This window comes from Noviherbaspirillum phoenicis (assembly GCF_047237965.1).
Taxonomy (GTDB): domain Bacteria; phylum Pseudomonadota; class Gammaproteobacteria; order Burkholderiales; family Burkholderiaceae_D; genus Noviherbaspirillum_A.
This window is the reverse complement of record NZ_JBDFLX010000001.1, coordinates 2,293,983-2,316,804: the sequence shown is the minus strand read 5'-3', so window position 1 is coordinate 2,316,804 and position 22,822 is coordinate 2,293,983. Positions and strand designations below refer to the sequence as shown.

Annotated in this window: 23 protein-coding genes and 1 tRNA gene; 12 read left to right on the top strand and 12 right to left on the bottom strand. The window is 60.8% G+C overall.

Features of this window, described 5'->3' with window-relative positions:
* Positions 1-129: 129 nt before the first annotated feature.
* The 4 genes from ABC383_RS10460 to ABC383_RS10445 all read right to left on the bottom strand — a co-directional run bounded on the left by ABC383_RS10460 (position 130) and on the right by ABC383_RS10445 (position 5,026).
* On the bottom strand, positions 130-1,350 hold the full coding sequence (locus tag ABC383_RS10460; protein ID WP_413013748.1) for a type II secretion system F family protein: 1,221 nt from the start codon (positions 1,348-1,350) through the stop codon (positions 130-132).
* 11 nt (positions 1,351-1,361) lie between these two features.
* On the bottom strand, positions 1,362-3,095 hold the full coding sequence (gene pilB, locus ABC383_RS10455; RefSeq protein WP_413013746.1) for a type IV-A pilus assembly ATPase PilB: 1,734 nt from the start codon (positions 3,093-3,095) through the stop codon (positions 1,362-1,364).
* A gap of 155 nt (positions 3,096-3,250) precedes the next feature.
* Positions 3,251-4,531, bottom strand: coding sequence for an HlyC/CorC family transporter (locus ABC383_RS10450; RefSeq protein WP_413013744.1), 1,281 nt, complete (start codon positions 4,529-4,531; stop codon positions 3,251-3,253).
* 138 nt (positions 4,532-4,669) lie between these two features.
* Complete coding sequence (locus ABC383_RS10445) at positions 4,670-5,026, bottom strand: winged helix-turn-helix domain-containing protein (protein ID WP_413013743.1); 357 nt, start codon at positions 5,024-5,026, stop codon at positions 4,670-4,672.
* A gap of 129 nt (positions 5,027-5,155) precedes the next feature.
* Between ABC383_RS10445 and ABC383_RS10440 the strand changes: the two genes are divergently transcribed.
* The 3 genes from ABC383_RS10440 (at position 5,156) to ABC383_RS10430 (ending at position 7,162) form a co-directional block, all read left to right on the top strand.
* Positions 5,156-5,677, top strand: coding sequence for a hypothetical protein (locus ABC383_RS10440; protein WP_413013742.1), 522 nt, complete (start codon positions 5,156-5,158; stop codon positions 5,675-5,677).
* 93 nt (positions 5,678-5,770) lie between these two features.
* Positions 5,771-5,983 (top strand): hypervirulence associated TUDOR domain-containing protein, encoded by a 213-nt coding sequence (locus ABC383_RS10435; RefSeq protein WP_413013740.1) that lies wholly within the window; start codon positions 5,771-5,773, stop codon positions 5,981-5,983.
* A gap of 36 nt (positions 5,984-6,019) precedes the next feature.
* Positions 6,020-7,162 (top strand): glycosyltransferase family 9 protein, encoded by a 1,143-nt coding sequence (locus tag ABC383_RS10430; RefSeq protein ID WP_413013738.1) that lies wholly within the window; start codon positions 6,020-6,022, stop codon positions 7,160-7,162.
* Here the strand turns inward: ABC383_RS10430 and ABC383_RS10425 are convergent.
* From ABC383_RS10425 to ispB, 4 genes are all read right to left on the bottom strand, one after another.
* Positions 7,056-8,453: an O-antigen ligase family protein gene (locus ABC383_RS10425; protein WP_413013736.1), complete on the bottom strand. Its 1,398-nt coding sequence runs from the start codon at positions 8,451-8,453 to the stop codon at positions 7,056-7,058. The genes ABC383_RS10430 and ABC383_RS10425 overlap by 107 nt on opposite strands.
* Before the next feature lie 52 nt (positions 8,454-8,505).
* Positions 8,506-9,567, bottom strand: coding sequence for a glycosyltransferase family 9 protein (locus tag ABC383_RS10420; protein WP_413013734.1), 1,062 nt, complete (start codon positions 9,565-9,567; stop codon positions 8,506-8,508).
* 219 nt (positions 9,568-9,786) lie between these two features.
* A tRNA-Pro gene (locus ABC383_RS10415) sits at positions 9,787-9,863 on the bottom strand.
* Between the two features lie 33 nt (positions 9,864-9,896).
* Positions 9,897-10,886 (bottom strand): octaprenyl diphosphate synthase, encoded by a 990-nt coding sequence (ispB, locus tag ABC383_RS10410; RefSeq protein ID WP_413013732.1) that lies wholly within the window; start codon positions 10,884-10,886, stop codon positions 9,897-9,899.
* Between the two features lie 230 nt (positions 10,887-11,116).
* Between ispB and rplU the strand changes: the two genes are divergently transcribed.
* The 4 genes from rplU to proB all read left to right on the top strand — a co-directional run bounded on the left by rplU (position 11,117) and on the right by proB (position 14,119).
* Positions 11,117-11,428 (top strand): 50S ribosomal protein L21, encoded by a 312-nt coding sequence (gene rplU, locus ABC383_RS10405; protein WP_194711618.1) that lies wholly within the window; start codon positions 11,117-11,119, stop codon positions 11,426-11,428.
* A gap of 37 nt (positions 11,429-11,465) precedes the next feature.
* The gene (gene rpmA / locus ABC383_RS10400) at positions 11,466-11,723 is read left to right on the top strand and encodes a 50S ribosomal protein L27 (RefSeq protein WP_413013730.1); all 258 of its coding nucleotides are present in this window, start codon (positions 11,466-11,468) and stop codon (positions 11,721-11,723) included.
* Between the two features lie 91 nt (positions 11,724-11,814).
* On the top strand, positions 11,815-12,924 hold the full coding sequence (cgtA, locus tag ABC383_RS10395) for an Obg family GTPase CgtA (protein WP_413013728.1): 1,110 nt from the start codon (positions 11,815-11,817) through the stop codon (positions 12,922-12,924).
* Positions 12,925-13,000: 76 nt separating this feature from the next.
* Positions 13,001-14,119, top strand: coding sequence for a glutamate 5-kinase (proB, locus tag ABC383_RS10390; protein ID WP_413016298.1), 1,119 nt, complete (start codon positions 13,001-13,003; stop codon positions 14,117-14,119).
* A 75-nt stretch (positions 14,120-14,194) separates the two neighbouring features.
* On the opposite strand, the gene ABC383_RS10385 is transcribed toward proB, so the two are convergent.
* On the bottom strand, positions 14,195-14,743 hold the full coding sequence (locus ABC383_RS10385) for a CNP1-like family protein (protein ID WP_413013727.1): 549 nt from the start codon (positions 14,741-14,743) through the stop codon (positions 14,195-14,197).
* Between the two features lie 7 nt (positions 14,744-14,750).
* Complete coding sequence (locus ABC383_RS10380; protein ID WP_413013725.1) at positions 14,751-15,371, bottom strand: RNA pyrophosphohydrolase; 621 nt, start codon at positions 15,369-15,371, stop codon at positions 14,751-14,753.
* 187 nt (positions 15,372-15,558) lie between these two features.
* Here ABC383_RS10380 and ABC383_RS10375 point away from each other — a divergent pair, with 187 nt between their 5' ends.
* A complete protein-coding gene (locus tag ABC383_RS10375; RefSeq protein ID WP_413013723.1) occupies positions 15,559-17,289 on the top strand; it encodes a proline--tRNA ligase in 1,731 nt (576 codons plus the stop codon).
* A gap of 29 nt (positions 17,290-17,318) precedes the next feature.
* On the top strand, positions 17,319-17,930 hold the full coding sequence (locus ABC383_RS10370) for a lytic transglycosylase domain-containing protein (protein WP_413013721.1): 612 nt from the start codon (positions 17,319-17,321) through the stop codon (positions 17,928-17,930).
* 79 nt (positions 17,931-18,009) lie between these two features.
* On the opposite strand, the gene ABC383_RS10365 is transcribed toward ABC383_RS10370, so the two are convergent.
* A complete protein-coding gene (locus ABC383_RS10365; protein WP_413013719.1) occupies positions 18,010-18,444 on the bottom strand; it encodes an SWIB/MDM2 domain-containing protein in 435 nt (144 codons plus the stop codon).
* Positions 18,445-18,648: 204 nt separating this feature from the next.
* Positions 18,649-20,016 (bottom strand): signal recognition particle protein, encoded by a 1,368-nt coding sequence (gene ffh / locus ABC383_RS10360; protein WP_413013717.1) that lies wholly within the window; start codon positions 20,014-20,016, stop codon positions 18,649-18,651.
* A 139-nt stretch (positions 20,017-20,155) separates the two neighbouring features.
* Between ffh and ABC383_RS10355 the strand changes: the two genes are divergently transcribed.
* The 3 genes from ABC383_RS10355 to ABC383_RS10345 are packed head-to-tail and all read left to right on the top strand — an operon-like array spanning position 20,156 to position 22,818.
* Positions 20,156-20,962 carry a cytochrome C assembly family protein gene (locus ABC383_RS10355; RefSeq protein WP_413013715.1) on the top strand — a complete coding sequence of 269 codons (807 nt, stop codon included), beginning with the start codon at positions 20,156-20,158 and terminating at the stop codon, positions 20,960-20,962.
* A complete protein-coding gene (locus tag ABC383_RS10350) occupies positions 20,959-21,189 on the top strand; it encodes a PP0621 family protein (protein ID WP_413013713.1) in 231 nt (76 codons plus the stop codon). Before ABC383_RS10355 ends, ABC383_RS10350 begins: the two co-directional genes overlap by 4 nt.
* A gap of 3 nt (positions 21,190-21,192) precedes the next feature.
* On the top strand, positions 21,193-22,818 hold the full coding sequence (locus ABC383_RS10345) for a sensor histidine kinase (protein WP_413013712.1): 1,626 nt from the start codon (positions 21,193-21,195) through the stop codon (positions 22,816-22,818).
* Positions 22,819-22,822 lie beyond the last annotated feature (4 nt).

Sequence of the window (22,822 nt, the reverse complement as noted above, 5' to 3'; positions counted from 1 at the left end):
AGATGCCACTTTTGTTGGTTCCACAGCCTGCTTTAGTGCAAGCTACGCGGGAAGATGCTGTCTAGTGCAAAGTCAGTGCAAACTAGGATGGTTTAGTGAAAGACAGAATGGTTTCCTACACAACCAGCATCAAACCACCGAACCCAGCTTGAAGATAGGCAGGTACATCGCCACCACCAGGCCGCCGATCAGCACGCCCAGGATCACCATGATCAGCGGTTCCATCAGGCTGGACAGCGATTCCACGGCCTGGTCGACCTCATCTTCATAGAAGTCGGCAACCTTGCCCAGCATCTGGTCCAGCGCGCCCGATTCCTCGCCGATGGCGACCATCTGCGTGACCATGTTCGGGAACACGTCGGCGTTCTGCATCGCAATCGTCAGGCTGGTGCCGGTGCTGACTTCAGTCTGTATCTTGCGGGTGGCATCCTGGTAGACCGCATTACCGGAGGCGCCGCCGACCGAGTCGAGCGACTCCACCAGCGGCACGCCGGCGGCGAACATCGTGGCCAGGGTGCGCGTCCAGCGTGCGATGGTGGCCTTGCGCACCACCGCGCCGAAGATGGGCGCCTTCAGCAGCAGCGCATCCATCCTGCGCTGCATCGCAGGCGAGCGGCGCCAGGCCTGAAAGAACAGGTAGAGGCTGCCGAACAGGCCGCCGAAGATGAAGTACCAGTTGGCCACGAAAAAGTCGGACATGGCCATCACCATCAGCGTCGGCGCCGGCAGGTCGGCGCCAAAGCTGGTGAAGACTTCCTTGAAGGCGGGCACCACCCAGATCATGATCACGGCGGTGACAATAAAGGCCACTGCCAGGATGGATACCGGGTAGAACATCGCCGACTTGATCTTGCCCTTGATGGCCAGGGTTTTTTCCTTGTAGATCGCCAGCCTGGTCAGCAGGTCTTCCAGGATGCCGGCCTGCTCGCCGGCGGCGACCAGATTGCAGAACAGCGGATCGAAATAGAGTGGAAACTTGCGAAACGCCTGGTTCAGGCTGGTGCCGGTTTCCACGTCGCCGCGGATGTCCTGAACCAGCTTGGACACCGAGGGATTGGCGTGGCCCTTGGCGACGATGTCGAAGGACTGCAGCAGCGGCACGCCGGCCTTCATCATGGTCGCCAGTTGCCGGGTGAAGAGCGTGATGTCCTTTTCGGTGACCTTGCGGCCGCTGCGCAGCGTGCGCTTCTTGACCTTGTGCACCAGGATGCCCTGGCGCCGCAGCGTGGCGCTGACCACGTTCTCGCCGCTGGCGCGCAATTCGCCGCGCACCTGCTTGCCGCTGCGGTCGCGGCCTTCCCAGGCGTAGATCGATTCCTTGATGTTGTGAACGCTTGCGGCACTGGCCATGGGATTTTCCTTTAGATGTTGGTGCAGCCCAGCACTTCTTCGAGGCTGGTCAGGCCGCTTCTGACTTTGGCCAGTCCCGCCTCGCGCAGCGTCTTGACGCCGTCGAGCCTGGCTTGCGCTTCGATTTCCAGCGCGGTGCCATGCGCCAGGATGATTTTTTCGATGGCTTCCGAGATCGGCATGATCTGGTAAATGCCGACCCGTCCCTTATAGCCGCTGCCGTTGCAGCGTTCGCAGCCGACCGCCCTGTAGGGCGTCCAGGTGCCGTCCAGTTCGTCTTCGGTATAGCCGGCTTCGAGCAGGGACTCATCGGGAATCACGGTCGGCTGCTTGCAGGAGCAGAGCCGGCGCGCCAGCCGCTGTGCGGTGATCATGATCACAGAGGAGGCGATGTTGAACGGCGCCACGCCCATGTTCATCAGCCGCGTCAGCGTCGACGGCGCGTCGTTGGTGTGCAGCGTCGAAAACACCATGTGGCCGGTTTGCGCCGCCTTGATCGCGATGTCGGCGGTTTCAAGATCGCGAATCTCGCCAACCATGATGATGTCCGGGTCCTGCCGCAGGAACGCCTTCAGCGCCACCGGAAAGGTCAGGCCGGCGCGGTCGTTCACGTTGACCTGGTTGACGCCGGGTAGGTTGATTTCGGCCGGGTCTTCCGCGGTCGAGATGTTGATGCCGGGCTTGTTCAGGATGTTGAGGCAGGTATAGAGCGAAACGGTCTTGCCGGAGCCGGTTGGCCCCGTCACCAGCACCATGCCGTAGGGACGCTGGATCGCATCCATCAGCAGGTCTTTCTGGTACGGTTCATAGCCGAGCGACTCGATGCCCATCTGCGCCTGCGTCGCATCCAGAATACGCATCACGATTTTTTCGCCGAACAGCGTCGGCAGGGTGCTCACGCGAAAGTCGATGGCGCGCGTCTTTGACAGCACCAGTTTCATGCGCCCGTCCTGCGGCACCCGCTTTTCGGAAATGTCGAGCTTGGAAATGACCTTGATGCGCGACGCCAGCTTTTCCTTGATCGCCAGCGGCGGCTGCGCCACCTCGCGCAATACGCCGTCCACCCGGAAACGGATCTGGTAATACTTCTCGAATGGCTCGAAGTGCAGGTCGGACGCGCCCATGTTGATCGCGTCGATCAGGATCTTCTGCAGGAAGCGCACCACCGGGGCGTCGTCGATGTCGGTCGACAGGCCGTCGGCGGCGGTGTTCGGGGCGGCATCGTCGTCGGCGAAGTCGATGTTGTCGAGATCGTCGCCGATCAGTTCATTGAGATTCTGCTCCGCGCTCTGGCTCAGCTTCTCGATGGCTCGCACCAGCTGCTGGTGATCGACGATGACCGGTTCGACCGTCATCTCGGTCTGGAACTTGATCTGTTCCAGCGCCTGGGTATTGGTGGGATCGGAAAGCGCCACCGACAGGCGGTTGCCGCGCTTGGCCAGGGCCATGACCCGGTGGCTTTGCATCAGCTTGGCATCGATCGCCTTTTCCGGCAGGTTGCCCAGGTTGAAGGCGGACAGTTCCAGCAGGGGATAGCCGAAGGTCTCGGCGCAAAAAATAGCCAGCGACCTGGAGTCGATCGCCTTTTCCTCGAGCAGCGCATCGATCAGCGATATCTTTTCGCTTGCTGCCTTCCTGCTGCAGGCTTCGGCCTGCGTCATGCTCAGGCGCCCGGCCTGGGACAGCGAACGGGCAAGGCCGGACAGAGGCATGCTGGACACGGTATTCGGAGGATTTGCCGCCATGTTGGGATGTGTGGGAAGTTACGCCGGCAGGATAAAAACGCTCAGATGATGCCTATAGGGTATTGATCTGTAAAGAAATTTTGTCTGATCGCGTCGCGCTGTTCGTATGGCTGAACCGCAAGACGATATACGCACATTAGTTTATCAGAAGAAACTTATTTGTTTCCTGGCTGTACCAGTTTTACCACTTTGATTGCCTGGTTTTGTACCTGCACGATTTCAATTACGCAGCCCGCCAGCTTCAATGCCACATGGGGTTCGGGAATATCCTGCAGCCATTCCAGCAGCAGGCCATTCATGGTTTTCGGCCCGTCGAGCGGAAAATGAAGGCCCAGGCGCTTGTTAATTTCACGCAGCGTGGCCGAGCCTTCGATCAGGCACTCGCCGTGCGCATCCCAGCCGTGGCCATCCGAACGCGATCCGCCCGGCGTGGAAGTCGTGAATTCACCGACGATTTCCTCGATCAGGTCATCCAGTGTCACCAGGCCCTGCACTTCGCCGTATTCATCCACGATCAGCCCGAGCCGCTCGTGGTTTTCCTGGAAATACTGCATCTGGGCAAACACATCGGTGTCTTGCGGGATGAAATAGGGCGGCGTCAGGAGGCGGCGAAAATCGTCCGCTGTCAGCGCTTCCTGCTGGTTCAGCAGAGCCACTGCCTTGCGCACATGCAGAATGCCCAGCACCTGGTTGATGCCGCCCTGATGCACCGGCAGCTTGTTGTGGTAACAGGTGGTGAGCTGCTGCCTGATGTCCTCCACCGGCGCCGACAGGTCCAGCGATTCGATCTGGGCGCGCGGCGTCATCACGTCTTCCACCGAAATCTTTTCCAGGTCGAACAGGTTGAGCAGGATGGCGCGGTGCTTCTTCGGCATCACATTGCCGCCTTCCATGACCATCGCCCGCAGTTCGTCCGCCGATAGCGGTTGCTCGTTGGCGCCGGCGCCGACCCGGATGCGCATGAGCCGCAAGAGGCCGCTGATGAGCAGGTGCACCAGCCAGATCATGGGGCTGGCCAGGGTCAGCAGCGGGCGCAGCACGCGGCTCGCAGGCAGGGCAATGCGTTCCGGATGGCTTGCGCCGAGGATCTTCGGCAGGATCTGCGCAAAAATGATCAGCATCAGCGACACCAGCACGATGGCAACGACAAGCACGGTTTCCTGGTTGCCGAACATGGTCACGGCGATCAGCGTCACCAGTGCCGTGGCGACGGCGTTGATCAGCGTGCTGGCAATGAGCACGACGGTCAGCATGCGGTCGGTGCGTTCCAGCAGCCAGATCGCCGATGCGGCCCCCTTGTTGCCGCCTTGCGCGAGATGGCGCAGGCGATGCCGGTTGGCCGCCATCAGGGCCGTCTCGGTCATCGCAAGGAAGGCGGAAATGCAGATCAGTACAGTCAGCGCAAGAATTTGCGCCCACAAGGGGACGGCGTCCAATCAGTGATCCCGGAAATCGGGCCGCTGCTGCGCATGCCGTCTCGTGCGCAGTGCGGCGGTAATGGAAAGGAAAGTCGGCGCCAACAATGTAATGCAGGTCGGGTTGGCGCTACAAGCCGTTCGGGCATGGCCGCATGCTCAACTGCCCTTGGCGGCTTCGACCAGGCATTTTGACAGCTTGTCGAAATGCAGCAGCGCGGCCTGCGTCAGTTCGATCTGCTTGCGCCGGCTGTCTTCCGTGTCGGTCAGCATGATCCAGCCTTTCTCGCGCATCGACTTGAGCCGGTTGTGAACGGTTGCGGGAGAGCCCAATTCCTCCTTCGCCATCATGTCGCGCACGCAGAGCCGCTGCTGTTCCTTGCCGGCACGGGCAACCATCGCCAGGATGCGTTCCTCAAGCGGATCCAGCGAAGGCAACGATGGAAGCCCCCGTATTGCCTCGGCCAGTTGCAGAAAACGCAGATAGATGTCGGCTGGGCGGGTCTGTCTTTTCATTGGCATTTATGGGCGTGGATTCGCGGATGGATTTCAGGCCGTTTATCATGGGCATGATAAAGCCGGAGCAGATTCTATCCTATTCAACATTTCGCCTTCCTGATGTCACAATTCCGCCTGCAATTGATGATGGTGCTTGCCACCATGTTCTTCTTCATCCTGATGCTTTGCATTAATGAATGGCTGTTCAGTTATGGCGAACTCGTTCCCGGCATTAACTGGATCTACCTGCCGGCCGGCGTGCGTCTGCTGTCGACCCTGCTGTTCGGCGGCGCGGGGGCGCTTGGCTTGCTGATCGTTTCATGGCTGGTGTCCTTCTGCTATTTTTTTCCGCACGACTTCATGCGGGCATTCGCTGGCGGCATCGTGGCGACTGTCGCTCCCTACGGCGTCTATCTGGTGGCGCAGCGCGCGTATGGCCTGCGCTCCTCCCTCTCCAACCTGACTTCCGCCCGTTTACTCATCTGTATTATCGCCGCCTCGCTGGCAAGCCCTTTGTTGCATCACATCTGGTTTGCGATTTATGAGCCGCCGCGTCCGCTGCTGAAGAGTTTTCTGGTGATGGCGGCGGGCGACCTGAACGGAACCCTGCTGGTTGTCTATGCCGCCAAGCTGATGCTGAGCCTGCTTTCGCGGCGGCGTACGGACTGAGCAAGGCCGACCCCGGCCCACATTCGTCGCAACCGCCTGCGCCCTCTATAATGGCTACCATTTTTGCAAACCATCTTGCAGACAGGAGCGGACATGGCAACCACGTTCAAGAAAGGCGACAAGGTGCAGTGGCATTCGGCGCAGGGCACCATCACCGGTACCGTGAAAAAAAAGCTGACGGCGCCCACCGATATCAAGGGTCACCATGTTGCCGCCTCGACGGAAGAGCCGCAATACCTGGTCGAAAGCGACAAGACCGGCGCTGAAGCGGCGCACAAGCCGGACGCGCTGACCAAGGTGCACTGACGGTCCCGCGATCCGCGGGCCAGGAAAAACACAAGCATGACTTCAGCATCCCCGAAGATTTCCGCCGATCTTTTGCGCAAGAGCGACAAGATACTTTTCATCGCGCACCTCGCGCTCGGCGACTTTACCTATCTGCAAAACTTCTTCCAGCGTTTTTCGCAGGCCTACCCGCATCTCAGGGTGCATCTGTGGGTGGACGAGGTCAGGCGCACCAACAAGGCCGCAGAATGGAAATTCCTGAAAAAGTACTCGCTCTACGACTGGGTCGCACAGTGCCCGTTCTTTGAAAAAATCTACGACCGCACCTACAGCCCGCAATTGCTGCGCGAGTCCATCGCCGAAGCGCAGTCCGGGCATTACCCGATCGTGGTGTCGCTGGCCACGCTGCGTCCGCATTTTTATGCCAGCCTTGCCCGGGAAATCAGTCCGGATGGTTTCGTTGCGGGCATCAAGCCGCCACTGAAGCTTCTTGAACTGCACCATCAGCCTGCCTATCGCAAGCTTGACGTCGCGATCCCGCCGAAAGAGGCGGGCGCGGCGCAAAGGCATATTACGGATACCTATGCCGGCTGGTTTCAGCAACTGTTCGGGCTCGATGTGCCGGTATCGGCGCGCCATCCCTTTGTCGACATACCGGAGCAGTGGCTGGGTGCGGCGCAGCGACAGCTTGCACTCTGGGGGTTTTACCCCGGTCACGGAAAGATTGTTTTCATCAATCCGTTTGCCAAGACGAAGAAGCGCTGCTGGTCCCTGGACAAGGTAGCCGCGCTGATCAAGGCGATGCAGGCGCAGGAAGCATGGCGCGATGCCTGCTTCATCGTCAATGCCGTGCCGCAGGAGCTGGAGCAGGCCAGGGTCATGATAGGCAAACACCGTCTGGCGCGGACCGAATTGTTCAGCGCGGAAGAAAATTTCTTTCAGCTGCCTGCAATGCTGCGGCTATGCGATCTCATCATTTCCGTTGAAACGGCTGTGATGCATCTGGCCAATGCAGTTGGTGTTCCCGTGCTGGCCTTGATGCGTCAAAAAAACCCGGAGTGGGCGCCGATCGATGAAGAAAAGAGCACCGTGATCACGACGGTAAAGCGCAGCGAATGGGTCGATGCCATCCCCGTTGAGCGGGTGATGGCTCAACTGCCGTCCAGCCTGGCAATGGTTCCTGACAGATGCGCTGAGTGAGCGGGGCCTGACTGGAGGCGGCATGGTCGGCATGAGGCAGCGCCTGGCCACGCCCCTGCGGCGCCTCTGACGCGTTTTCATGCTTGCGCCTGACGATGCTGGCGAGCAGCAGCGCAGTGCACAGCGTATAAAAGCTGCCTATGCCGGTCCAGAAGAACATCAGATCGGTCAGGCCGAAGAGAAAATAGCAGACGCACACCATGATGCCCATCAGGGCGCTGGTGCGGATCTGGCGGTCGGGATGCCTCCGGTCACGGAAAAAGTAAAAGGCCGGCGCGAGGTAGATCGCCAGGGTCGCCAGGCATCCAACGACGCCGCCGATGGTCAGGTTGAACAGCAGCTCATTGTGGGAATGTGCATAATGCGCCGCTGCCTCGCTGACGATGCCGGCCTTCGCGAGGCGCTCCATGCCGAGGCCATAGTTATCCTTCCCGATGCCAAACAGGGGACGCTCCTGAAACAGCAGCCAGGCGCCGTGCCACATCTGCAGCCGCATGCCCACCGAGGTGTCCATGTCGGTGCCCTTCTGGTAATTGCTGACTTCCGCAACCGCTTCATTGAGCCGGTGCGGCCCGTTGCTGGTCGAGAAAATGGCGCCGACCAGCAGCAGGCCGCTGAAGGCGATCACGAGCTTGCGACGGAGGGAAACGCTGTCGCTGTTAAGGAAGATGAGCGCAATCGCGGCCAGGATGGCAAGCCAACTGCCTCGCGTGGCGGTCAGTGCCGTGGTGTATATGCCGGCAACGAGGGCAGCGCTTTTCAGCATGACCATCGAAGGCCGGCGCCGCTCCTCCCATCCCAGTGAAAGAAACACCAGTATCCCGAGCAGAAGGGCAATGTCGGAATAGGCGATGGTCGACAGGAAGCCGATGTTGGTGGGGCGGTCGGCGCCGCCGCTGGTGGCGATGTAAGCCTTGACCGTCGCGCCGGTCAGGCCCGCCATCGCGGTCCATTGCAGGCTTTTCAGGTAACGAAACGGCAGCAGCAGCAGGATCCACATGACTGGAGCGAAGACCGCTATCCGCAGTGCGCGATCGTAGTGCTTGACGGTGAAGCTGCCGAGCGACGCCTGGTTCAGCAATACGCTGATCAACCATGCCGCCATGGCCAGATGCAAGGGCCAGTAACGCCGGAGAAACGTCGAAAGGCTGATGTCGAGCGGTTTCATGCCAAAGCCGGCTGCCACCAGGGCGCATGCAAGCAGGAGAAAGAGGCACGCATTTGCCGCGCTGTGTACCACGATCGCCAGCGCCGGGAACGTAATCACCAGCGACAGGACGACCCACTTCATGTAATTCAAATTCTTCTCCAGTGCTGCGGGCATGCAATGCCATCACGGTTGATCAAGTACTGCAGGCCTCGTTCCTGGCATGCTTCTCGCGCCCCGCTTCTTCTGCCCATTGCAGCACAATCTCGCTGACGGCTTCCGGTGTGATGTTCTCCATGCATTCACAGCTCGGCGTCGTCTTTTCGCGGCAATTGGGGCATGACGTGGGCATGAACAGGCTTTGCGCGCGCGGTCCCACCGGCGCCCACCTGCCCGGATGCATGGGCCTGGTCGGCGGGAACAGGCCCAGCGTGCGCTGCCCAAGCGCCGCGGACAGATGCAGCGGACCGGTGCCGCTCGCAATCAGCCCGTCGGCCAGGCTGATCATCACACCTAGCTGTGCCAGCGTCAGCTTGCCGCATACATTGCTCACATTCTGCGACTCCAGCAGGGCGGTGGCATGTTCCTCCAGCCAGCGGCCTTCGGCCGCGCTTCCGGTCGCCCATAGATGGATGTCCGGCTGCGTTTTCAGGATGTCAGCCAGCTTGGCGAAATGGCCGATCGGCCACTCGCGTCCATGTCCGTTCGACTTGGTGTGGATAATCAGATTGAAGCGGTGCGGCGCCAGCAATGCGCTGACCTGCGCATCCGTCTCCGGCTTGAACTGGTAAAGCCCGGCGATCGTTTCCAGATCCGGGATGCTGCCGAGCCCGAACGGACGAAGGAACTCGAAATTGATCTGGGCTTCATGAAGATCGGTGGTGCGCTTGGAAAAACGTACGCGCCGATTGCAGAAAAGAAGCTGGTAGACCTTCTGCCGCGCATTGCCGACACGGTGTTTGATGCCTGCCTTGAAGGCAGCAATGGCAAACCGCCGGTCAGGCTGGGCAAAAATGACGGTGTCGATATCGGACTGCCTGAAATAGCGTACGGGATCGTCCATCACGCTCTCGCATTCCACCACGTCATCGACCGTACTGCAGCGCCGCACCACCGCAGCGGCATAGCCGCGGCACATGACGCTGATTTTGACGGACGGGAAATGCTGCTTCAGCCAGGCGGTGATAGGCAGTGTGAGTACGACATCCCCGATGTTGTCGTTGCGGCATATCAGGATATGCGAGCTCTTTATTGCCATTGCTGCTGCCTTCGATGAGATGAAACCGGATTGTAGCGCAAGCCGTGTTGCACGAGCCAACGCGGCGCACGGCCATGATGCAGGGGTCGCAGGCAGGACAGCCAGAGAAAAGCTTGCTAGGGAGGGGAGTTCCGGGGAGTGACAGTACGCCGGAAGATACCGGCTGGCAGGGAACCTATTGAAATACCGGACTGGCCGTCCGGCATGTACTGCAATGTCTGGTCGGGGTGAGAGGATTCGAACCTCCGGCCTCTACGTCCCGAACGTAGCGCTCTACCAGGCTAAGCTACACCCCGATGACCAATGCAACGCTTGCTGTCGAGCCGCTGTTAGTGATTGCGGTCAACTGCGAAGGCGCATAAGTGTAGCAAAGAATTTTTGAAATCGCTAGAAGGCAGGCCAACAATTGTTGCTCTCGCTGCATCGGCCGCCAGGGTCGCCTGCTCGCGGGTATATTGCAGCGCGCCGGACTCCGTCACCGCTGCCAGCACGGCATCGAAATGCTGTTCATCGCCGGTTTCGATGCAGGTGCGCACCAGTTCTTTCTGTTCTGACGTGCCATGTTGCATCAGGTAGATCAGCGGCAGCGTGGGCTTGCCTTCGCGCAGATCGTCGCCAACGTTCTTGCCGATGTCATCGGCATTGCCCGAATAGTCGAGAACATCGTCGATCAGCTGGAATGCCGTTCCCAGAGAGCGGCCATATTCGGCCGCCGCCTCGATTTGCTCGTCGGAAGCGCCGGCAATCAGGGCGCCCAGCTGGGCAGCGGCTTCGAACAGCTTTGCGGTCTTGGAGCGGATCACCTGCAGATAGCGCGCCTCGGACACATCCGGATCATGCATGTTCAGCAATTGCAGCACTTCGCCTTCGGCAATCACATTGGTTGCATCCGCCAGGATCTGCATGACCCGCATGTTGCGGATGGTCACCATCATCTGGAACGAGCGGGAATAGAGAAAATCGCCAACCAGCACCGAGGCGGCGTTGCCAAACAGCGCATTGGCGGTCTTGCGTCCGCGCCGCATCGAGGACTCGTCGACGACATCGTCATGCAGCAGGGTGGCTGTATGGATGAACTCGACAATCGCCGCCAGCGCATGATGTTCCATGCCGCGATATCCCCAGGCATTCGCAAACAGCAATACCAGTGTGGGCCTGATCCGTTTGCCGCCGGCGCTGATGATGTAGTCCGCGATCTGGTTGACCAGGGGAACTTCGGAATGCAGCTCGCGGCGTATGACGCGATTGACGGCGTCGGTATCGGCGGCGATGGCGTCGCTTAACAGGCGGGAGGAGGCAGTGGTTGGCGTGGCGGACAAGGTAAACCTGCTAGTAATCTTCGAGTGAGCGAATTATACGATGAGCAGGCGGACACGCCATGAGCGCCCTCTAGGCGAGGGCCGGGCCATGGATTGGGGCGCAATTTACCGCGACTTTGCCGCGCGGCGAAAATTTATGTATAATCCGCGGTTTTCCTGATTTCGCAGGGTTCAAGCCCGGCATCGCAGTTCAAAGGGAAAAGTCCTTTAATCAATTGATGAGGTTTCACATGTACGCGGTCATAAAAACCGGTGGCAAGCAATATAAGGTTGTCGCTGGCGAAAAATTCAAAGTAGAACAGATACCGGCAGACATTGGTTCCGAAGTCACGTTAGATCAAGTCCTCGCAGTGGGCGCAGGCGACACCATCAAGTTTGGTGCGCCGTTGGTCGAAGGTGCTACGGTCCTGGCTACGGTTGTGGCGCACGGTCGCCACGATAAGGTGAAGATTTTCAAGATGCGTCGTCGTAAGCATTATCAGAAGCATCAGGGCCATCGCCAAAACTACACCGAACTGCAAATCGTCTCGATCAACGGCTAATCGTTGACCTGACCAACCCGATACCAAGGAGTCTGAAATGGCACACAAAAAAGGCGGCGGCACTACGCGCAACGGTCGCGATTCCGAGTCAAAACGACTGGGCGTGAAAGTCTACGGCGGCCAGGCGATCAACGCCGGCGGCATCATCATCCGTCAACGCGGCACCAAGGTGCACGCTGGTGAAAACGTCGGCATGGGCAAGGATCACACCCTGTTCGCGCTGGTCGACGGCAAGGTGCAGTTTGCAACCAAAGGCGCCCTGCAGCGTCATACGGTTACCGTGGTACCTGCGTAATCGACAGAATACGCATCAAATGAGGCGCAAGCCTTCATCGAAAAGGCTCTGCCTCCGGTAGGGCCTTTTTAGTTTTTGGGCGGCACAAATCATGAAGTTCATAGACGAAGCAAAAATCGAGGTCATTGCGGGCGACGGCGGCAACGGCGTGGCTTCCTTTTGCCGTGAAAAATTCCGTCCCTTCGGCGGTCCCGATGGCGGCGACGGCGGCAAGGGCGGCAGCATCTGGGCCGTGGCCGACCGGAACATCAATACGCTGGTGGATTACCGCTTCTCCAAGCTGCACAAGGCCAAGAATGGCGAAAACGGCCGCGGTTCGGACTGTTACGGCAAGGGCGCGGACGACATCATGCTGCGCATGCCGGTGGGCACCCTGATCATCGACCAGAACGATGGCGAGATCGTGGCGGACCTGACCGAGCATGGCCAGCAGGTGCTGCTGGCCAAGGGCGGCGAAGGCGGCTGGGGCAATATCCACTTCAAGACTTCGACCAATCGTGCGCCGCGCCAGAAGACCGAAGGCAAGGAAGGCGAGCGGCGCGAGCTGCGGCTGGAGCTGAAGGTCCTGGCCGATGTGGGCCTGCTGGGCATGCCGAATGCCGGCAAGTCGACCTTCATCACCGCCGTGTCGAATGCACGTCCGAAAATTGCCGACTATCCGTTCACGACGCTGCATCCGAATCTGGGCATGGTGCGGGTGAGCCACGAGAAAAGCTTCGTGATTGCCGACATTCCCGGCCTGATTGAGGGTGCCGCCGAAGGCGCCGGCCTGGGCATCCAGTTTCTGCGTCATCTGCAGCGCACGCGGCTGCTGCTGCATATCGTCGACCTGGCGCCATTCGATAATGTCGACCCGGTCAAGGAAGCCAAGGCGATCGTGAAGGAGCTGCAGAAGTACGACGAGTCGCTGTATGACAAGCCGCGCTGGCTGGTGCTGAACAAGCTCGACATGGTGCCGGAAGACGAGCGCAAGAAGCGCGTCAAGGACTTCATCAAGCGTTTCGGATGGAAGGGGCCGGTGTATGAAATCTCGGCGCTGACCCGCGATGGCTGCGAAGAGCTGGTCCAGGATATCTATCACTACCTGGCCGAGCAAAAGCAGCTGGAGCAGCGCGTTGAGGCATCGCCGCAGATGGAAGAAGCGGCGCGCGGCATCAACTCCATCGATCCGGACGACCCGCGCTTCAAGATTCTGGATTGAGCCGCAAGGCATGTTGTTTCGCAGGGCGCCTCGGGCGCCCTTTATAATTGCCGGGCTATCACTCATCCATGCTTCCATGAATTCCGTCATCCACAACGCAAAGCGCCTGATCATCAAGGTAGGTTCATCCCTGGTCACCAATGATGGTAAGGGGCTGGACCACGCCGCTATAGCGAAATGGGCGGAGCAAATTGCGCAACTGCGCGCATTGGGCAAGGAAGTGGTGCTGGTGAGCTCCGGCGCAATCGCGGAAGGCATGCAGCGCCTGGGATTTGAAAAGCGGCCGACCGGCATCCATGAACTGCAGGCGTGCGCCGCCGTTGGTCAGATGGGGCTGGCGCAGATTTACGAAACCAGTTTTCGCGCCCACCAGTTGGGTACGGCGCAGGTCTTGCTGACGCATGCCGATCTGGCCGATCGGGAGCGCTACCTGAATGCGCGGTCGACCTTGTTTACGCTGCTGAAATTCGGGGTGATCCCGATCATCAACGAGAACGATACGGTGGTCACCGACGAAATCAAGTTCGGCGACAACGATACCCTTGGCGCGCTGGTGGCCAACCTGATCGAGGGCGACGCGTTGATCATCCTTACCGACCAACGCGGCTTGTACACCGCGGATCCACGGCGCGATCCGCAGGCCCGCTTCGTTGACGAGGCCAAGGCGGGCGACCCGGCGCTCGAGGCAATGGCGGGCGGCGCCGGCACCGGTATCGGACGCGGCGGCATGCTGACCAAGATCCTGGCAGCCAAGCGCGCCGCGACATCGGGCGCGCATACCGTGATTGCCTGGGGCAGGGAAGACCGGGTGCTGTCACGCCTGGCCAGCGGCGAAATGATCGGAACCCAACTAACCGCGCAGACTGCGCAGCTTACTGCGCGCAAGCAATGGATGGCGGATCACCTTCAGACCGCGGGCAGCGTGATCCTCGACGACGGCGCGGTACAGGTGCTGACCGCGCACGGCAAATCGCTGCTGCCCATCGGCGTAGTGGAAGTCAGCGGCGATTTCGGCCGTGGCGACGTGATCACCTGCCTCGACGGACAGGGCCGGGCGCTGGCGCGTGGCATCACGAATTACAGCAGTTCGGAGGCGCGTCGCATCCTGCGCCGGCCGTCATCCGACATCGAGTCCATCCTGGGTTTTGTGGAAGAACCTGAGCTGATTCATCGCGACAACATGGTCCTGCTGTAGCCCCTGGCGTCGGCGCATCGCAATGCGGAGGGTTTGCTCCCTGCCGCAGCGCCGCGTCGCTTTTGCGCAGGCTCGTCAGCCGCCTGTCTTCGGATTGATCGGCTGATTGTTGCGAAGTCTTTTCAGCAGGGTTTCACGATCGCCCGCGACTGCCTTGCTTTCGCAGAAAAAATCCACTGCCAGAATGCCGTGCTGGCGATTTGCCGCATTCCGGACGATCGGTTCCCACTGGTCGCGCCGGGAGCGTGACCAGGTGCCGTCATCGCGGCCGTAGGCGTAGGACTTCTTTTCAAAGCTCGCGCAGCGTATGCCTTCATAGCTGATATTTTTTGCGCCGCTGGCGCTGGTCGACACCAGCGTGAACCGGACGACGCCATCCTTGCCGATGCTGAATGATTTCTCATCGATAGCAAAGGTTTGCGTGGCCGTTGCGCTGACGTAGAAGGGAATCAGATTTTCAGGGGTTGGCGGCGCCGGGAGTTGAACGGCAATTTCCTGCCATGTCTTTCCCGAGTCGTCGAAGTCCTCTTCAAACTCGGATTGCGAAAACGCTGGCGGAATGCAGAAGAAGGCCGCCAGCGCAGCCGCGGCCAGAATGGCCGGACCACGATGGTTCAGGAACATGTAAAACTCACTTGTTGTTGGTTTCAGTGACGATCAGCGTCACCTTCTCCCGCGTTTCGCAAAGTTCGGGCAGCTTGTGCTGCTCGCGCGCCTGCATGCCCGTGTCGGCTGGCTGGCGCAGGTAACGTGCCGGATGCCGGTGGCCGCCGTGACCAGAGCGATGCAGGAAACGTGACAATTCCTGCAATGCCCGCTGGTAGACCTCGCGCTTGAATTCAATCACCACGTCGAGCGGCACCCAATAGTTGTGCCACCGCCATGCGTCAAATTCTGGGTGATCGGTCATGCGCAGGTTGACGTCACAGTCGCGCCCGGTCATGCGCAGCAGAAACCAGATCTGCTTCTGCCCACGATAGTGGCCGCGGATTTCACGCTTGATGAAATGATCGGGCACTTCATAGCGCAGCCAGTCGCGGGTGCGGCCGATGATCTTGACGTGCGACGCCTTCAGGCCGACTTCTTCCTCGAGCTCGCGGTACATTGCCTGCTCTGGTGTTTCTCCAAATTTGATTCCGCCTTGCGGAAACTGCCACGAATGTTCGCGCACTCGCTTTCCCCACCACACTTCGTTCTGTGTGTTGAGAAGAATGATGCCGACGTTCGGGCGAAAGCCTTCACGGTCCAGCATGTTGCACCTCAGTTTTTCTGCGGCTACCTGTGCAGCATTTGCATGTCAATTGTCCTGACTGTCGCTTTCTGCTGCGACAGGGTGTTACTGCAATGAGCAATCGGGCAAAGAGTAGGCACAGGCAACCAGCTAATCCTTTAAAATTGAGTTGATTATAACCCTCTCTTTTTAAAAAGAATTCACCGTTATGCGCGCCTCACGTTTTTTTGTATCAACCCTCAAGGAAGCCCCATCGGACGCCGAGATCGTCAGTCACAAGCTAATGATGCGCGCCGGTATGATCAAGCGCCTGGGGTCAGGCATCTATACCTACATGCCCATGGGCCTGCGGGTGATACGGAAGGTGGAAGCGATTGTCCGCGAGGAAATGAACCGTGCGGGCGCGGTGGAACTGCTGATGCCGGTGGTGCAGCCTGCTGAGCTCTGGCAGGAAACCGGCCGCTGGGACAAGATGGGCCCGGAGCTGATGCGGGTGAAAGACCGCCATGGCCGCGACTATGCGATCCAACCGACCTCGGAAGAAGTCATCACCGACGTGGCGCGCACCGAGATTCGCTCCTATCGCCAGCTTCCTGTCAATTTCTATCATATCCAGACCAAGTTCCGCGACGAGCGTCGCCCGCGCTTCGGCCTGATGCGGGGACGTGAGTTCACGATGAAGGATGCCTATTCCTTCGATCGCGACGTCGAAGGCATGCAGCGCTCCTATCAGCAGATGTATGACGCGTATGTCAGCATCTTCAACCGTTTCGGGCTGCAGTTCCGTGCGGTGGCTGCCGACAATGGCGCAATCGGCGGCTCCGGCTCGCATGAGTTCCATGTGATTGCCGATACCGGAGAAGATGCGCTGGTCTATTGCCCGAGTTCGGACTACGCCGCCAACATGGAGGCGGCGGAAGCGCCGGCGCTGCTGGATCAGCGCAAGGCGCCTTCCCAGGACCTGGCCAAGACTGCGACGCCGGGCAAGGCCCGCTGCGAGGACGTGGCCGAGCTGCTTGGCCTGCCTCTGGCGCAGACCGTGAAATCGATCGTGCTGGCGCGGGATGCCGCGGAAGAGGACGGCGAAAAGGAAGTGTGGCTGCTGCTGCTGCGCGGCGACCATGAACTGAACGAAGTGAAGGCATCCAAGGTGCCGGGGCTGGGCGCTTACCGCTTTGCCTCCGAATCGGAAATCATCGAGTGGTTTGGCACCAAGCCTGGCTACCTTGGTCCGATCGGCACCGTCAAGCCGGTCAGGATCGTGGCTGACCGCACGGTCGCCAACATGAGCGACTTCGTCTGTGGCGCCAACGAGGAAGGTTTTCACTACACCGGCGCCAACTGGGGCCGCGATATTGCCGAGCCCGTTGTCTGCGACCTGCGCAATGTGGTGGAAGGCGACGCATCGCCGGACGGCAAGGGCGTGCTGGCGATACAGCGCGGCATCGAGGTCGGCCACGTGTTCCAGCTCGGCACCCGCTATTCGGAAGACATGAAGGCGACCTTCCTCGACGTCAATGGCAAGCCGGCGCTGATGCAGATGGGTTGCTACGGCATCGGCATCACCCGCATCCTGGGCGCCGCCATCGAGCAGAACTTCGACGACAAGGGCATCATCTGGCCGGTGTCGATCGCGCCGTTCGAAGTCGTACTGTGCCCGATGGGCTACGACCGCAGCGAGACGGTCAAGGCCGAGACCGACCGGCTGTATGCGGCACTGCAGGCTGCCGGCGTGGACGTGATCGTCGATGACCGCGGCGAACGTCCGGGCGTGATGTTCGCCGACTGGGAACTGATCGGCGTGCCGCACCGGGTGGTGATCGGCGAGCGCGGACTCAAGGAAGGCAGCCTGGAATACCAGGGACGGCGCGATAGCGCCGCCACGCCGGTTGCGCTGGCCGACATGACCGCCTTCATCCAGGACAAGCTGCGGGCGTGAACCGGGCGGCGCAGAGCCGAAGACTGCTGTTGCGGCTGCTTCTGACGTCGGGTTTCAGCGCCGGCCTCGGCCTTGCGTCCGACAGTCATGCCGGCAATCAGAAGGAAGAAGCGCTTGCGGATTCAGTCCGTGTGGCGCTGTCGCGCGCCATCACCGATTCAGCGCCGCCCAAGGTGCGCATCGAGGATATCGGTCAGCGCATCAGGTACCTGAACTGGCTGGCCGAGATGTCCGACCGGCTCAAGCGGAGGCTGCCGGACCGCCAGGTCCGCATCGAGTTCCTCGAAACCCTGTGGTATGAAGCCACTCGCGCCGGGCTGGCGCCAGACCTGGTGCTGGGCCTGGTGCAGGTGGAGTCGGCATTCCGCAAATATGCGGTATCTCATGCCGGTGCGCGCGGCTACATGCAGGTGATGCCCTTCTGGACCCGGGTCATTGGCGACGGCGATCCCGCCAAGCTGTTTCACATGCAGACCAATCTGCGTTACGGCTGCTCGATACTGCGGCTGTACATCGACATGGAACGCGGCGATCTGTTCCTGGCGCTGGGCCGCTACAACGGTAGCCGGGGCAGGCCGGAGTACCCGAATGCCGTGCAAAGCGCCTGGAAGCTGTGGGAGCTGCAAGAACCGAAGCGCTAGAGCGATTTCGGTGGGCAGTCGGTGATGCATCAACAAAAACGCCCGCGATAGCGGGCGTTTTTGTTTAGCTCCTGAAAGATTATTTCAGGTGGCCGGAAATGAGTTTCGTCATCTCGAACATCGATACTTGCTTCTTGCCGCCGAAGACTGCCTTCAATTTGTCATCTGCGTTGATGTTGCGCTTGTTGGCTTCATCCTGCAGCTTGTTCTTCTTGATGTAGTCCCAGACCTTCTTGGTGACTTCGGTGCGCGGCAACGGCGCATTGCCAACAACGGCGGCCAGCGTGTCGGACGGCGTCAGTGGTTTCATGAATGCTGCATTGGGGGTGCGCGGGCTGGCGGTTTTGGCTGCCTTGGCGGCGGTCTTGCCAGCGGCTTTTTTCGCTACCGGAGCGCTGGAAGATTTTTTTGCGGGTGCTGCTTTTGCTGCCGGGCTCTTGCTGGAAGCTGCGGTTTTTGCAGCTGACTTCTTGGCGGCCGGTTTAGTGGCTGCTGATTTTTTGGCTGTTGCCATCTTCAAACCTCCTCACTATAGCGTTAAAAAATTGCGCCATGTCACGCATCGCTAATAGTGGGTGGCTTTTGAAAGGTACGCAAGTGTTTTTTACAACTATGTGGCCGCAGGATCGCATTGCGGCCACAGCCGGTTCTTCATAGGGAAAACGGGGCTTGCGAACGGCTGTTTGGCCGGTCTTGCGACCGGCTTCCGCGCGGCCTTTCAGCGCATGCCGGGCATCATGCCTTTCATGCTGCGCATCATCTTCATCATGCCGCCGCCCTTGAGCTTCTTCATCATCGATTGCATCTGGTCGAACTGCGCCAGCATGCGGTTGACTTCCTGCACCGGCACGCCGGCGCCGGCGGCGATGCGGCGCTTGCGCGACGCCTTGATGAGTTCGGGCTTGCTGCGCTCCTGCGCCGTCATCGAATTGATGATGCCTTCCATGCGCCGCACCTGCTTTTCGGCCTGGTCCATGTTGGCGCCGCTGGCGGCCTGCTGGAACTGGGCCGGCAGCTTGTCCATCAGGTTGGACAGGCCGCCCATTTTCTTCATCTGGCCCAGCTGCGCCTTGAAGTCGTTGAGGTCGAACTTGCCGCCACCCTTGATCTTTTCCGCCAGCCCCTGCGCGGCGGCGACGTCGACGCCCTTGCGCGCCTCCTCCACCAGCGCCAGGATGTCGCCCATGCCAAGAATCCGGTTGGCCATGCGCTGCGCGTCGAACGCTTCCAGGCCATCGAGCTTCTCGGCCACGCCGGCAAACTTGATCGGCTTGCCGGTGATGTGCCGCACCGACAGCGCCGCGCCGCCGCGGGCATCGCCGTCGAGCTTGGTCAGCACGATGCCGGTCAGCGGCAACGCTTCGTTGAAGGCGCGCGCGGTATTGATCGCGTCCTGGCCCAGCATGGCGTCGACCACGAACAGGGTTTCGATCGGCTTGACGGCCGCGTGCAGCCCGCTGATTTCCTGCATCATCGCTTCATCGATGCCGAGGCGGCCAGCGGTATCGATGATCAGCACGTCATGGAAATGGCGTCTTGCATGGTCGAGCGCGGCGCGGGCGATGTCGACCGGCTTGTCGGTCGGCTGCGAAGGAAAGAAGTCGGCGCCGACCTGGGCCGTGACGGTTTGCAGCTGCCCGATGGCGGCCGGACGATAGACGTCGGTGGAAACAGTCAGGACCTTTTTCTTCTTCTGCTCGCGCAGGTATTTGGCCAGCTTGCCGACGGTGGTGGTCTTGCCGGCGCCCTGCAGGCCCGCCATCAGGATGATGGCCGGCGGCTGGGTAGCGAAATTGAGCTGGCTGGCTTCGGGGCCGAGATCGGCGCCCATCAGCTTGGCAAGCTGGTCCTGGACCACGCCCACCAGGGCCTGGCCGGGCGTGAGCGAGCCGATCACTTCCTCGCCCAGCGCTTTTTCCTTCACGCGGGCGATGAATTCACGCACCGCCGGCAGCGCGACGTCGGCTTCCAGCAGCGCCAGCCGCACTTCGCGCAGCATATCGGCGGTATTGGCTTCGGTCAGGCGGGCTTCGCCGCGCATGGTCTTGACCACTTTGGCAAGACGTTGAGTCAGGTTGTCAAGCATGGGAACGATTCTGTATAGGAAAGAGGAGGGCGAACATCTAAAGAGAGTCGCATTTTACCCGATGCGGCGGCTGGGAAATCAGGCAGCACGGCACTAAAGCGGCAGGCAGCCGCCACGGGACATGGTGTAAACTTGCGCGATGCAAAATTCCCTTTTCTTCCTGGCTGCCCTGATCTATCTGGTTTGCGCCGTGTTGCCGGCGCAGCAGCGCACGGCAATCGCCGCCGGTACGCTCGTGGCCTGGCTGGTCCATGGCGGCGCGCTGTGGACCGATATGGTGGTGCCGGGCTCGCTGCGGCTGGGTTTTGCGGTAATACTGTCGGCCACATTGTGGATCTCGGTCGCAGCCTACTGGCTGGAAAACCGCAACTTTTCGCTCGACAGCCTGCGCGTGCTGGTATTGCCGAGCGCGGCGGTGGCCGTGGTGCTGCCGGCGCTGTTTCCGGGCAGCCTGGTGCCCCTGCAGGACAAGCCCGTGCTGTATGGCTGGCATATCGCCATCGCCATCATGGCCTACAGCTCGCTGACCCTGGCGGCATTTCATGCGGTGCTGATGGCGGTGCAGGAAGCCAGCCTGCATACCCGTCCCGGCGGCCGGCTCGGCTGGTTCGCCGCCATGGTGGAACGCCTGCCGGCGCTACTGACCATGGAGCGGCTGCTGTTCCGGATGATAGGCTTCGGCTTTGCATTGCTGACCCTGACCGTGCTGTCGGGCATCGTCTTTTCCGAGGAATTGTTCGGCCAGGCGATGCGCTGGGATCATAAAACTATCTTCACCCTGCTTTCCTGGCTGCTGTTCGGGCTGCTTCTCGCCGGGCGCCACTGGCGCGGATGGCGTGGCAAGACCGCGCTCAGCTTTACCCTGTCCGGCTTCGCCACGCTGCTGCTGGCCTATGTCGGCAGCCGCTTCGTACTGGAAGTGGTGCTGCACCGGGGACTGGCATGAAATTCCTGATCTGGGGCGTGATCCTTGCGCTTGTGATGTTCTGGCTGCTCAGGCCGAAGGCGAAGCCGGTGCCGCAGCGCAGGCCGCCGGCCGCCGTCGACGCACCCGAGGCGATGCTGCAATGCGCTGAGTGCGGCATGCATTTTCCTTCTTCGGAAGCGCTGCCGGCGGCAACCGGCGAGGTGTTCTGCTGCGAAGAGCACCGGCGTCATCATGCGTCGCGCTGAAGGATGAGCGCTGTTGCCGGCAGCCTGCGGCCAGGCAATCGGGAAACCCTCTGGCGCACGCTGCAAACCTTCAATGTCACCCGCATCGCCATCGCGGTAGTGCTGCTGGCCTATCTCAGCATCAACGCCCGGCAAGGTTTCTGGATGGTGGAAGGCTTTCTCTACCGGCAGATCTGCGGCGTCTATCTCGCGCTTGCCGTGGGTCTGGGCGTTGTCACGGTCTGGCGCCGTCAGCGCTTGCTGCTGCAGCTGACCGCGGGCGTGCTGGCCGATATCGTTTTCATCAGCACGCTGTACGCGGCCGCCGGTGGCGCCCGGAGCGGCCTTGCCATCCTCTATCTGTTTCCGCTGGCCGGCAGCGCGGTGCTGGCGCCGATGGTGCTGGCGCTGTTCTTCACGGCGCTGGCAGCGCTGGCGATGCTGCTGGAAAGCGCCTATCAGCTGCTCAATTTCACGGCCGAGTCGACCATTTCCCAGGCCGGGCTGTATGGCGCCGCATTCTTTTCCGCCGTCTACGTGCTGAACCGGCTGGCGGGAAGGCTGATACGGCAGGAGCAGCTGGCGACGCAGCACCACGAGGGCTTGCAGACGCAGCAGGCGATCAACCAGCTGGTCATTGCCGATATGGGCGATGGCGTGCTGGTGATGGGCGCGGATACCACCATCTCCATCGTCAATCCGGCCGCCGAGCGCATGCTGGGCCTGTCCGGCGCCGCCGCGCAGGGCCGGCTGGTCGACGTCGCCTGGCTGGCGCCCGTGGCCGACGCCTACCTTGCCTGGGCCGGCAACAGCGCCGCTGCGCTGGCATTCGTGATGCTGAAGCCGGCGGAAGAGCGGATGACGCATCTGCGGCTGCGCTTTGCCAGCACCGGCGCCACCGGCAACGAGCGCATCGTGGTGTTCCTGCAGGACGTGGGCGAGATAGAAAACCGGGCGCAGGAACTGAAGCTGGCGTCGATGGGGCGCCTGACCGCCAGCATTGCCCATGAGGTGCGCAACCCGCTGTCGGCGATTTCCCATGCCAATTCCCTGATCGCCGAGGACGCCGTCGACCCGGTGCAGCTGCGCCTGGTCAATATCATCAATGACAATGTCGGCCGCCTGAACCGGATGATCGAAGACATTCTGCGGCTCTCGCGCAAGGCGCAGCCAGGCAACGAGCCGGTGCGGCTGGCGGCGCTGGTGCCACAGATGGTGGAGGAATTCCGTGACGCGCAGGCGCTGCGGCCCGGCCTGATCCATGTCGGCATGCTGGATGACTGCAGGGTGCTGTTCGACCCGCTGCACCTGCGTGAAGTGATTGTCAACCTGCTGTCCAATGCGCTTCGCTACGCCAGCGGCCAGGATGCGTCGATCCGGCTGTTCATGGTGACCGGCTCGGCGCAGCGGCGCGAATTGCATGTGCAGGACGACGGCGCCGCCATCACGCCGCAGGTGCGGGCGCACCTGTTCGAGCCTTTCTACACCACGTCGAGCAAGGGCACTGGCCTTGGCCTGTACGTGGCGCGCGAACTCTGCATGAACAATGGCGCCATGCTCGACTATGAATACCGCAGCGATGCCTGGAACCAGGCGCCGGCCCAGGCCAGCGGCCGCTTTGTGATTACCCTAGCCACTCCCGACGCCTGAACGC